Below are 13002 nucleotides of genomic sequence, written 5' to 3'. Positions count from 1 at the left end.
ATTTTTCATCAATTTTTTGTTAAAAATTAGCTAAAACAAATGAAATTGCTGTTATAATAACGAAAATTCAATTTTAAAAGGATTAAATGATGAAAAAGTTTTTGCTTCTAGCATCTGTTGCACTTTGCGGTCTTTTGCACGCGGACGTCGTGGCAAATCAAGAGGTTATAGCGGCGACTAACGTCGTTAGATCTTTCGTAGCGGCTAATAACTTCGGCACCGATGAGCGCTATCTAACCAGCGCCAAAGCCGTCGCAATCCTAACCGACGTAAAACGTTTAGCTGCGGGCGCATCGCTACAATACGGCGATGGAATTTTTAGCGTCAAAGGCGAGAACGGTGAGTGGAGTTCACCGATTTTTATCAAATATAAAGGCTACGGCGTGGGCTTACAGGCAGGCTACGAGACGAGCGACATCGTGATGATCTTCCATACTACGAAGTCATATCAAGACATTTTTACTGGCACAGACACCCTTGAGATCAATGTAGGTGCTGCAGCAGGCGGCGTAGGTAGAAGAACAGGTCGCGCAACCGATCTACCTGATATTTCTGCATGGATGGTAAGCCCGGGCGAGCAAACAGGCGTCTACCTAGGCGTATCGATCGACAACGGCAGAATCACTATCGACGATCAACTAACTAACGACTTCTATGAGAGAATTTACGACTACGAGGATATCTTAAACGATTCTCCGCGCGCGAATAAATATGCAAAAAGATGGAAGGAAGTGATGAGGAAGTATTTCACAAACGGCGAGAAATATGGCGCTAGCAGCAGTGCAGCGATACCTGTAAGTCACGTGCAGAAAAAATACCCTGATGGTAAGCCAATCATCTCAAACCGCTCTCCTAGAACTCATGCTAAGGCTACGCGAAGCAAAAAGGCTAAAAAAGCAAAATAAATTATCGAGCCAAGCCCCGCTTATGGGGCTTCTTGTTTTGGCTTTGCGTTGATTTGTGCAAGAGCGCCTAGATGTGAAATCGAAGCGCATAGGTTATTTTAAAAAGATTTATTGATTCTTTACTAAAGTATTTTATTTAATTTTTATGAGTTATTAGATATATAAAGACCGAATAAAATTTTATGAAATTTAACGAAATTTTTATAAAATTTAATCAGTTTTTTATATTTTTATCACTACAATTATAATTCTTGTCTCGTTAGCTCAGTTGGTAGAGCATCTGACTCTTAATCAGGCGGCCGTAGGTTCGAATCCTACACGGGACACCAATACTTTTTTACATACAATTATAGAATTTTAATCGGCGATTTTTAATTAATACACCTAAATTTATAATTACGATGCTTTTGTAAATGCAAATTAGGGCCACTCGAAGTAATAAATGACTTTTTCGATAATGTATCCAAGCGATAGAATTCGATGCATAGATGAAATTTAATAGTCATAGCCAAAAGCACAAAACAAATCTATCTTTGATACCGCAATAGCCAAATGTCATTCTTGCTCTTTAGTAAAATAGTATTGCTAATTTAACGTCAATACTATTTTACTAGAGTTTGCGCAAAATAATATTTCATATAAAGGCGCCGCAGTAGGGAGTTTTATCAAAAGCAGCCTTTACATTCAGCTGTAACACCCCAATATAGAAATAAATTATTTAAAATTTATCTATTTTCGGAATTGCAGGTTTTAAATTTATCATAAACCAATACTACAAAGGTAGAAAGCATAAGTCCTATTATTGCAGATATTGCTAAAATGATTAGTTTTTTAGGCTTTACTGGGCGATCAGATAAAACTATATTAGAAATTATATGAGAAGTTTTAAAATTAAAATCAGAAAGCCTACTTTCTATAATGCTCTTTTTCTTCATTAAATCAGGAATTTGTACTAGAGTTATAGCACTCATTTCATCGCTTATTTTAGGTATATTGTCGTTTAAAATTTTGTCTTTTATATTCATTAACTCCATCAGTTTTAATTCGCCAACATCACTAAGCTTTTCTTTCTTGTTCAGCATATCTATTTGATCGTCTATTTTGGCTATCTGAACGCCTTTTAAATATTCTATGCGTTCTTTTAAATTACGAATTTTATCATTTTTTAAATAACTTATCTGCGAATCAATACTTACCGATTGTTCGCGTACAGCCTTTTTATATTCATCTAAAACTATAGCATCTTCTTTGCTTAAATCTGCCACCATCTCATCTATCTGTTTTTTTAGTAATTCGTTTGATTTGGCAAACGCCGTTATAATAAATATATTGGCGCTATCTTTATCAGCGACGATACTATCAACCGTTACGTTCTTGTCCTTAATATCCTTTAGTCCATCAATATATTTTACTCTAAGCTCATGCATCCGAGCGGATCTTTCGGTTATATACTGTGGCATACCAGTTTCATTATTATAATAGGCGGTTTCTACCGCCGCCGTTGCTTTATACCACGGAGTAGCAAATAAAATGTACAAAAGCCCAATCGCAATAAATCCGCAAGTTACTATACAAATTTGCTTTTTATATTTCCATATCTTTTTTGCCAAATCTAGCAAATCAATCTCATCATCTTCACAATAATTCTGTTGCATATTTCTTCTCCAAATTTAAAATTTAAATTGCGCCCTCACGAACAAGGACCACCTTAAAGGTTTTTATGATTATCACGATGTCGTTCCAGATCGACCAGTTTTTCATATACCACGTATCCATGCCAGCTCTAGTCGCAAAATCCACGTCGCTACGCCCACTCACCTGCCAAAGCCCCGTAATACCGGGCTTGACGGCTAGGATGAGATCGGCGTATTCACCCATATCTTTGCGCTCGTATTGCGCGCACGGGCGAGGTCCTACGATGCTCATTTCGCCCTTTAGGACGTTGATCAGCTGCGGAAGCTCATCAAGCGAGCTTCTGCGCAAAAAATCGCCCAGCTTCGTAATACGCGGATCGTGCTCGTATTTGTGATATTTTTCAAAATACTCCACTTCTTGCGGATTTTGCTTGAGATACTGAGCTAAAATTTCATCCCCGTTCTCTTTCATCGAGCGGAATTTCAGGCATCCAAACGGCTTACCGCCAAACCCCATCCTTTGATGCGAAAAGAATATGCGCCCGTCCGGTTCTTTTAGCTTCATCATCAGCGCGATTACGCCGAAAATCGGCACCAGCAAAGGAAGCGCCAAGATGATAAGTGCTAAATCAAGCCCGCGTTTAAGCGCTAAATTTAGAGGACTTTTTAGAGAATTTCGTATCGCAAAGAGGCTTGTGCGCGAGGCAAAGACGCTGTAAATATATGTCTGCGTAAAGTCATACGAACGCAGCACGGGGGTGAATAAAATTTCTTTATTTTCCCTGATGTTGCTCTCGATGAGCTCGTTTAAAGCGCTCGCTTCGAGCCTGCTTCCGCCGATAAATAGTACGTCGTAGTCCCTGCCTAGCGCTCTTACATACCCAAGATATGCGCTTCCTAAGACAGCGCTTTCAAACTCCTCGCCCTCGCCTAAAATTTTCGCCCTCTTTCGCCATAATCCAAATTTAAAAAGCTTCCTTTTCATTATGAGCTTAAAAATCGGCAAAACCACCGCCATAAAGGCAAAGCTCAAAATAAAGCTGGCGCGCGAAAATTCATAATTGACTTTGATTAAAGCAAGTAGCGCTAGGCTTAGCAAAAGCCCAAAAAAGCAGCTTCTTACTAAAATTCTACTCTCGTGCCAAAAATCATATCGCCTCGAATAGATCCCCTGATAAAAAAATAGAAATATCATTATGATGTAGGACGGCGCGAAGCCCTGATACCTGCCGATATCCAGCAGCACGCTATCGCCGTAGAGCAAATTTTTAAGCACCACGGCAAGCCCGAAGCAAAGCCAGATGCCGAAAATATCGACCGCCAAGATTATCAAAACGCAGAGTTGCTTTTTCATCCTAACTCCTATTAAAATCATCTTGCAGGCGCACGATATCGTCCTCGCCGGTATAGCTGCCGACTTGAGCTTCGATTAGCACTACGGGGATCTTGCCTTCGTTTGCGAGGCGGTGGACCTCGCCCATTCTAATGAACGTCGATTCGTTCTCGCGCAGCAAGAAATTCCGCTCGCCCACGGTCACAGTCGCAGTGCCGCTAACGACGATCCAGTGCTCGTTGCGATGGTAGTGCTTCTGCAGCGATAGTCGCTTGCCGGGCTTTACGACGATGCGCTTGATCTTATAGCCACGCTCATCTTCGAGCACCGTGTAGCTGCCCCACGGACGGTGCGTCGTTACGTGCACGCGCGCTAGATCACTATCCTTTAGCCGCTCCACCACCTGCTTTACCTTTTGGGCAGAGCCTTTTTTGCATATAAGTAGGGCGTCCTTGGTATCGACTATAGCGAGATCCTCGACATCTATAGCGGCTATCGTGCGGTCCGAGCCGATGATGAGATTGTTTTTAGAATTTAGAGCGATATTTTGCTCGCTTGCGGTGTTGCCGTTCGCGTCTTTAGGCAGCTCGGCGTCTAAGCTATCGAAGCTTCCCAGATCGCTCCAGCCGATATCTGCGGGCACGACCTTAGCAAGGCTCGTGCGCTCCATAACTGCGTAATCGATACTATCTGAGGGGATCTCTTGCATATCGCCTAGTTTAATTCTAATCGGATTTTCCGCATTAGAATTTTCGTGTGCACGAACGCAGGCTTCGTAAATTTCAGGACTTTGCGATTTTAGTTCGCTCAAAAATACGCCGGCTTTAAACATAAACATGCCGCTGTTCCAGTAAAAATTCCCCGCCGCTATGTAGCTTTGCGCCGCCGCAAGCTCAGGCTTTTCGTGAAATTTTAACACGTCCTCGCCGCTTGCTTCGATATAGCCGTAACCCGTATTTGCATCCGCGGGCTTGATACCAAACGTCACCAAAAATCCCTGCTTCGCAAGCTCATGCGCGCGCAAGACGCTGTTTTTATACGCCGCTTCATTTCTAATGAGATGATCGCTCGGCGTTACGAAAACGATCTCCTCGGCCTTTAAGCTCAAACATGCAAGCGCGATCGCAGGGGCCGTGTTTCTGCCGACGGGCTCGAGTAGAAATTTTACGCCGCGCGCGCCTAGGGTCTCAAGCTGATCGAGCACCAAAAAATACTGCTGCTCATTCGAGACGACGAGCGTGCGCTCGCATAGCGGGGAGTTTCGCTCGTAGCTCATCATAAAAAGCGAGCGATCGTCAAAGAGGCGCACGAACTGCTTTGGCATAAGCGTGCGGCTGATGGGCCACAGCCTCGTGCCGCTGCCGCCGCTTAGGATTATATTAGTCATTTAGGCCGTCCTTAAATTCCTCATATTTTTTCTCGACGTAGCTTTTGATCTCGGCTTCAAAGCGCGCGCGCGAAAATTTTAAAGAATTTTCTCTGATTTTTGTAGGCTCAAATTTATCATAATTTTGCTCAAATTTAGCTACGGCGGCGAGCAGCTCCTTTGCGTTTTGCTCCATAAAATACAGCCCGCTCTCGCCATCGCGCACCGTCTCGCGAGCGCCGCCGCGCCCAAAGCAGATCACCGGCGTGCCGCACGCCTGCGCCTCCACCGGCGTAATGCCGAAGTCCTCCTCTGCGGCAAAAACGAACGCCTTAGCCCGCCCCATAAGATCCGCCATCGTTTCATCATCTGCGAAGCCCAAAAGTTCGACATTTTTGCCCGCTTTTGATTTTATTTTTGCCATATCGGGACCATCGCCGATAACGAGCAGCTTTTTATCAGTCTGCGAAAATGCCTCTACAATGAGATCGATCTTTTTGTACGGTACCATGCGCGAGGCGGTAAGGTAAAACTCCTCTTTGGCTTCGCGCAGCGTAAATTTATCCACGTCCACGGGCGGATAGATGACGTCGCTGGGCTTGCCGTATGTTTTTTTGATACGGCGCGCGATGTAGCGGCTATTTGCGACGTAGTGATCCACGCGGTTTGCGGTGCTCGCATCCCAAAGCCTAATTTTATGTAAAAAATACTTCGCCAACATGCCCTTTAAACCGCGATCCAGCCCGCTTTCTCGCAAATACTGATGATACAGATCCCACGCGTAGCGGATCGGCGTGTGTACATAGGCGATATGAAGTTGATTTGAGTGCGTCAGCACCCCCTTTGCGACGGCATGCGAGCTGGATAGCACGACATCGTAGCCGCTTAGATCAAACTGCTCGATCGCAAGCGGAAATAGCGGCAGATAGTTGCGGTATTTATCCTTCGCAAAGGGCAGCTTCTGGATAAAGCTCGTGTGGGCGCGCTTGCCTTTTAAAATTTTATCTCTGTCGGTATCGCTTAAAAAGTCGATGAGGCTATAAATTTCAAAATCATCCCAGATATCGGTAAAACTCTCGACGCATTTCTCCGCGCCCGCATAGGTGCTAAACCAGTCGTGGATAAGGGCTTTTTTCATTGCAGCTCCCTAGTTGATCTATTTTCAAATATTTCCTCGTAAATTTTTTCCACTTTACGAACCGCGATGCCGATATCAAATTTATTTTTAAAATTTAGCAATGCTTCGCCCTGCATTTTACCGTATATTTGCTCATCATTTAATAAAATTTCTATATCCTGGCGCGCCTGCTGTGCGCTCTCAAACAAAAATCCGCTTTTGCCGTTTTCTACGACCTCGTTATTTCCCACGACGTTTGTCGCTACTATCGGGATGCCGAGCGACTGCGCCTCTATGAGCGCATAAGGTAGCCCCTCCCACCTAGAAGTAGACAGGTATATGTCCGTAGCGGATAGATACGCGGGTATTTCGTCGGTAAAGCCGGTAAAGATTATATTTACGCCGTCTTTTTGCGCCATAGATTCAAATTTTGTCCTATCGTCGCCGTCTCCGAGCCACAAAAAAACGATGTCTGAGTTGTCTTTAAAATTTTGAGCTATCTCGTACGCCAAGGACATATTTTTCTGATAATCGAATCTCGAAATAGTTGTAACTACCCTTTTTTCCGATAGATTAAATTTTATCTTGGCATGATCATCTTTTAAAAGAGCTTTTATGCCGTTATATACGATCTCGCACTTACTTTTTTTAAATAGTCTAAGCTTTAAACAAAGGCTATTTTCGCTATTTGAAACATTTATAAATTTATCGGTAAATAGCGTTAAAAACCGCTCCAAAAAAATATATACACTCTTTTTCAAAAAGCCGTATTCTCCAATATGAACGCCGTGTAAAGTATGGACTATCTTTAGCCTTGGATTTAAAATTTTAAGCATCCGCGAATAGATGCCCGCACCTTTGCCATGAGAATGAACTATCTCTATATCGTTATCTTTTATAAATTTATTTAGCCCAAGGAGTTTTTTTACACTAAATTTTCTGTGCGGCAGGGCAAATATATCTTTAACCTTTTTTGACTCGCTCCACATATTATAATAGGGCTTATCTTTCGGACAAGCCAGAAAGATCTCCATATCGCTGGATAAATTATTTATAAGCAGATCGACGTGTTTTGGGCCACCGCCGTGATCGGCCCTAAGTGATAATAAAAGTATTTTCTTCATTTTAAAACCTTATAAAAATATATCAATCTACTTTTGTTTAATAGAAGCATCAAATTTCCCGTTTAATGCTTTATCGTTAAAGTTATATATCAATCCGGTAATCATCCAAAAAAACAGCTTCTCAGCATTTCCAAAAAAATGATCATTAAAAAAGCTTATAAAAACAAAAGCAAAAATATATGCTATAAAATATAAAAATATATTATCTTTCATTTTTATATATAATAACCAAGCCATCTTTATTATATGATATAAAAATGCATAAAATACACAAAAGCCAAGTACTCCAAGCTCTATAAGTGCTTTTAAATATTCAGAATGGGGTGTAATAATCTTTGCGTTGCCAAAAACATACGAAGCCGCTCCAAGACCATATCCAAAAGGATTAGCAAAGAAGAGAGAGATAGCATTATCCCAGATTTCATATCTAGTTATAACACTAGGTGCACCAAAAGGAGTATAATAAAGCCAGGAGCCGTATAAAGACCACACGCCTGAAAGATATGTGATTGTCGCAAAATAATATAATATACAAATATTTGCAAAGAAATATATATGAAATAACATAGGATTAAATTTAATTTTTAAGAAAAATAGCATAGAAATAAGGATAACAACGAACATCAATGGGTTTTTAGGAATATGAAAGCAAGATAGAGCTACAAGAGCCAATAAAAAAATATATTTATATTTATTCCTAAAAATAAAAGATAGCACGACAATAGAAATGCCATATATGTATAAAGTCTGTTCCCCCACAAAAAATGATCTTGTTCTAATTTCTCCATCCGATTCAAATAAGTTACCCAACAAATTAAAAGCCTCTTTTTCGAAGTCGGCATAGCCAAATATCTCATTAAATACAGCATAAAAAACCGATAATATAAAAAAAGAACCCAGCCCAGAAATAATAAAATTAATTTGAGTTTTTGATCTAATACAATTTGAAAAGAAAAAGAAGGTTGCAATAACTGGTAAAAAATATGTTATAAAGGCAACAGCTCCGATTTTAATATCAAAAAACATATAAATAAATAATATGCAAATAAAAATATTCATATATATGGAAGTCTTTTTTCTAAAAGAAAAAACAGCTATAAATAACCATATTAAATAAATTAAAGCCTTATATATATACGCATATGAGCCAAAATAAAATAGGCTAAATCTATCAACAAAATTATTTAAGCAATACAAAGTAAAAGCTATTATATAGAGAAAAGTAAATTCAATATTTTTTGTATTTTTGCGTTCCAATCATTATCCTTTATGAAATTAGCGGCTTTATCCATTCTATCCTTATCTGAATGCATAGATTTTTCTATATTAAGCATAAAATCCTCCTTCGAATTAGACAAAAAAACCAAATCTTCAAGTTGCTTTAGTTCTTGCCAACTAATTGCAACAACGGGAATTCCGGCAGCAAAGTACTCATATACCTTTAGCGGATTGATATTATTTACTAAATCAGGATAATCCTTAACATTAAAAGGAATTATGCCCACTTGCGAATTATATAAAAACGCAGGGATTTTAGTGTATGGAATAGAGCCTAAAATATGCACGTTTTTTAGCTTTTTAAGTAAAGATAGGTCTTTTTGCTCCGGACCTATTATAATAAAACTATAATTTGGCAAATTTTTAGCACAGTAATATACTAAATCCACATCAAACCAATCATGTATTGCGCCTACGTAAATTACCCTAGGCTCAGGAATATCTTCAAGCTCCTGCGGCAAAGACCTATCTGCCGCTTTAAAGAAATCAAGATCAATGCCATTTGGCACATATTTCATTTTAGATTTATCTTTTATCTCGGCATATTTTTCTTTTAAATTTTTAGCCGTATAAATGACTGCATCTACCTTGTTCGCGATATTTATCTCGGCTTTAAACTGCGTATCAGAAACTGCATTAAAACCTTTTGAATAATCGGCTATCCTTAAAATCGATTTTTTATAAGTTACAGAATCTAGCAAAAAGCCGAACAATGGGCTATCAAACCACAATATATCAACCTCATTAAAACCCCGCTCCTTTATAAAATTTAATAAATTCGGACGCGTAAAATTTTGCCAATTGTTTAAGATAAAATTTGACGATAAAAACGGCTTGTTTTGAGGAGTAAAAAGGGAGCGCGGAACATAATAAAAAATGCCGCCTGCGCGCTCGCCGCCTTTTTTATAAATTCTTTCCCGCTCTTTTAGCTCGTTGCTATTTGCAAAAATTTTATGTATAGGCGAGATAGGATTTGAGATAAAAAGTACCTCATACCCTAGCTTTTCAAACGCCCTGGCATAGTGATGGCTGCCGACTTGAAACGGCGAAGTATAGTAATTTGCAACGGCCATTAAAACTTTTTTAGACATTTTTTATCAACTTTCCATACCCATTTGAATATAACTCAAATTTACTATAATAAAATTCCCTATTTGCCATATCGATAATCTCCAGGCTGTCCCCTTTTATCTCAAATTTTCTAATAATTTTTACGCCTTTATATTCTGCGGCGAGACTTATAAAATTTTCTCCAAAATCCGCCACTTCACATATGCACTCTGCAAACATTCCAAATAATCCGATCGCTCCCTCGCCCCAACTATTTTGTTCCAAATCGCTTATAATCGGCACGTTGTGAGCCTTGACGCTTCGAAATTCATTTCTTCTGCCGGGGATCGGCGTATAAAGATATGTACCTGGATCCCTCGCTATGTCGCGGCCGTCTATCCACAGCTCGTAGCTTAGCTTGTCGTTGTGCGTGTGTCCGCCGTGGTCATTCTGTCCAAGCGGCGTAGCGCAGATAGCGAGGTAAAATTTATCTGATTTGAAAATAAAAATTCCGCTGTCCGGATAAAATAGATTTTTGATCTCTTGCGAATTTGGAATTTTAAATTCCATGCTTTTTCGGTGCGGCAGTTCGCTAAATTTCACGCCAGAAGCGACCTGACTTTTATACGTTTTATCGACCGCTTGCAGCGTACGCCCTGCGAGCGAGTAAACAAAGCTTCTCTCAAAGCGCATTTCATTTTTAAATATCTCATCATCGAAAATTCCGCCCATACAGCTAATTAGCGTGGAGTGGTTTAAGATATTTTCATCCCAAAACGGCTCGCCGCCGCCCTGGGAGCCGCTTAAATTTAGATATTTTCGCACGGCTTGTTCGTTGCTCAAGAACTCGCCGTTTGGGCTAAATTTGAAAAACCTGCCGCTGTCGTTATCGCCAAATTGCGGCACTTCGCCGTTTGGCTTCGTGATATCTGCGGTAAACCTGCCGATTTTATACAGCCTGTCTGCGAACCACTGCGGCAGCGCTATTTGTCCGTTTAAAATTTTAAATTCCTGCTCCTCTAAAGGCAAGAGTTCTGGTTTTTTACGCCAAAACTTTGCATCGTAATTTTTTAGCGACGAAATTTTCTCGCTTTTTAGACCCAGTATCATAGCCGTGGCATACGCCATCAGCTCGCCGCTTAGGCGGTGGTAACTCGTAGAACTCTCGAAATTTCCGCCGTCTTCGTAAAATTCCTTTTTCATTTCGCAAATTATCTCTTGCACGGCAAACGCCAGCCACGCGTCTATCTCACCGCCGCCGTTCAAATACGCGCAAGCTTGCAGCAAGCCCGCGATATCGCTTAGATAGTGATTTGACGTAAGATGCGGCGAATATTCCAGATTATTTACGATATGAAGCGCATGCTCGTAGACGCTATTTGAAAAGGTCTGCTTGAAATTTTGATCCAAAATTCCGCCACTGTCCATCTGGCAAAACATATCGCAAGCCGCCAGCATATTGGCGACCCTGATGCCCACGTCCATCGTACAGGCCCAATTTACGCCCATTCGAGGCGGATTATTGCGGATAAAATCTAAAATTTGGTTTTTAAATTCTTTTAAATTTTGCTCCTTTAAACTCGGATCCGCCATCGCAAAAATAGCAAGCTGCGGCAGATGTTGCAACCTCGCAAGCTCCCACGGCACCTTTATATCGCTGCCCGGTTTATGGGCTATGCGCTGATCTTTGTACCATTTTTTTTCGCTCCACCGAAAGCCGCTTTTAACATCTTTTTGCCAATCGATCGGCTCGTAGCCTTCGGGCACATTCGCGGGCGCCGCAACATTCATATCGTATTTGTAGCCCTCAAGCCCGAGCGCCGCGCTATCATAGCTATTTTTTACCCAGCCGCTGCCGAGTAGATCAAATTTATGGTCGATATACATTTTGGATAGATATCTTGCGACATTAGGATCTATATTTGACAGGTCAAGCTCTTTTATATTTATATAGCCGGATTTTATGATCGGAACGTTAAAATTTATATGAGTATTGCCTCGTATTAAATCGATATAATATTTACTTTTATTGTAAAAAAATACGTAAAATTTATTATAAATTTTTAATAAAATTAGTCTTGGCGTCATTGATGTGAGTTTCTTAAAATAAAAATATATCATTAATCTATATCTTTGCACCGCATTCTTTATAAATTTTAATTAAATCATCAACAACTAGGTCTATTTCATGATATTTTTCTACATACATTCTGCTCTTTTTACCCAGCTCCTCTCTTGCCTGAGGATTTAAAATTAAAAATTTAAGATTATCGTAAATTGTTATAGGATTTGTATTCACAAATGGCAGCTCTTTTGGAAACTTATCTATTATGCTCTCTTTAATGTATGTAATTGTAGGTTTATATAAAGCGCAAGATTCGAGCGCCAAAACACCGTGCGAACCCGTTCTTAGCTCATCAACCAATATATCGCAATTTACTATTTCTTGATAAACTTCATGCTGAGTTAAATTGGTTATAAATCTATATTCAAATTTATAACCATCTTTTTGTAACCTATTAATTGCATCTTCTACAAAAACAGTACCTCTTGGTATAACCTGAGTTGGCATATGTAAAATCCTAACAATACCGTTCCCATCTTCTTTTTTCGAACCCAAATAACTATCAAGTATTTCTATGTCAATAGGCTGTCTAAATCTGTAAATCTTTTTAAAAAATGGCATACAATAAGTTTCCATTTCCGGATCTGTTAAAACATTTACTCCATTCTTTGCTAAAACACGCATTTTTTGTCTTATTTTTTTATCCGTATAAGAATCGTTAAATCTATAGAAAAATGGGTTATCGCTAACTGCCATTTCTACAATTCTTGCATCCGTACCACCCCAACTAATAAACATTGGAATTTTAAAAAATTTAAAAATATATGTATCAAGACAAAATGGTAGTATTGTCCCGCCGTGATAATGAACCATCTGCCCGTTTTTAATAATCTCAAAAACTAATTTTATCCTATTAAATAGCTTAACAACAGCACTATCTTTACCGCTATTTAAAGCCTTGTCATATTTTAAGGCTCTTTTTGATAATATTTCTTTGCCTTGCTTATCATTTATAGCACCTCTATCTTCAGAAGTTAATATTATATTTATAGCTTCAAATCCTCTTTTTCTTAAATTTTCCGATATTGCATATGGCCAACCAGCCAAAAGTCCTATTTGATAAATCATTT

At 39.6% G+C, this 13002-nt stretch carries 10 protein-coding genes and 1 tRNA gene; 2 read left to right on the top strand and 9 right to left on the bottom strand.

Going from position 1 to position 13002, the window contains the following annotated elements; translation table 11 throughout:
- Positions 1-89: 89 nt before the first annotated feature.
- A complete protein-coding gene (locus Q0101_RS05890; protein WP_297943234.1) occupies positions 90-905 on the top strand; it encodes a lipid-binding SYLF domain-containing protein in 816 nt (271 codons plus the stop codon).
- Between the two features lie 253 nt (positions 906-1158).
- A tRNA-Lys gene (locus tag Q0101_RS05885) sits at positions 1159-1234 on the top strand.
- Between the two features lie 396 nt (positions 1235-1630).
- On the opposite strand, the gene Q0101_RS05880 is transcribed toward Q0101_RS05885, so the two are convergent.
- The 9 genes from Q0101_RS05880 to Q0101_RS05840 are packed head-to-tail and all read right to left on the bottom strand — an operon-like array spanning position 1631 to position 13000.
- Positions 1631-2560 carry a Wzz/FepE/Etk N-terminal domain-containing protein gene (locus tag Q0101_RS05880; protein WP_297943232.1) on the bottom strand — a complete coding sequence of 310 codons (930 nt, stop codon included), beginning with the start codon at positions 2558-2560 and terminating at the stop codon, positions 1631-1633.
- 22 nt (positions 2561-2582) lie between these two features.
- Complete coding sequence (locus Q0101_RS05875) at positions 2583-3893, bottom strand: sugar transferase (RefSeq protein WP_297943230.1); 1311 nt, start codon at positions 3891-3893, stop codon at positions 2583-2585.
- Position 3894: 1 nt separating this feature from the next.
- Entirely contained in the window at positions 3895-5259 is a 1365-nt protein-coding gene (locus Q0101_RS05870; protein ID WP_297943228.1) for a mannose-1-phosphate guanylyltransferase/mannose-6-phosphate isomerase, read from the bottom strand.
- On the bottom strand, positions 5252-6376 hold the full coding sequence (locus Q0101_RS05865; protein WP_297943226.1) for a glycosyltransferase family 4 protein: 1125 nt from the start codon (positions 6374-6376) through the stop codon (positions 5252-5254). The genes Q0101_RS05870 and Q0101_RS05865 overlap by 8 nt, the downstream gene beginning before the upstream one ends.
- On the bottom strand, positions 6373-7479 hold the full coding sequence (locus Q0101_RS05860; protein WP_297943224.1) for a glycosyltransferase: 1107 nt from the start codon (positions 7477-7479) through the stop codon (positions 6373-6375). The genes Q0101_RS05865 and Q0101_RS05860 overlap by 4 nt, the downstream gene beginning before the upstream one ends.
- A 27-nt stretch (positions 7480-7506) precedes the next feature.
- A complete protein-coding gene (locus Q0101_RS05855) occupies positions 7507-8736 on the bottom strand; it encodes a hypothetical protein (protein WP_297943222.1) in 1230 nt (409 codons plus the stop codon).
- Positions 8688-9848: a glycosyltransferase gene (locus tag Q0101_RS05850; RefSeq protein ID WP_297943220.1), complete on the bottom strand. Its 1161-nt coding sequence runs from the start codon at positions 9846-9848 to the stop codon at positions 8688-8690. The genes Q0101_RS05855 and Q0101_RS05850 overlap by 49 nt, the downstream gene beginning before the upstream one ends.
- A complete protein-coding gene (locus Q0101_RS05845; protein ID WP_297943218.1) occupies positions 9841-11895 on the bottom strand; it encodes an alginate lyase family protein in 2055 nt (684 codons plus the stop codon). The genes Q0101_RS05850 and Q0101_RS05845 overlap by 8 nt, the downstream gene beginning before the upstream one ends.
- Positions 11896-11932: 37 nt before the next feature.
- Positions 11933-13000, bottom strand: coding sequence for a hypothetical protein (locus tag Q0101_RS05840; protein WP_297943216.1), 1068 nt, complete (start codon positions 12998-13000; stop codon positions 11933-11935).
- Positions 13001-13002: the final 2 nt, after the last annotated feature.

The organism is uncultured Campylobacter sp., assembly GCF_937921625.1.
GTDB lineage: Bacteria > Campylobacterota > Campylobacteria > Campylobacterales > Campylobacteraceae > Campylobacter_B.
Note: the sequence above shows the minus strand (reverse complement) of the source record. Positions and strands in the feature narration are given on the sequence as shown.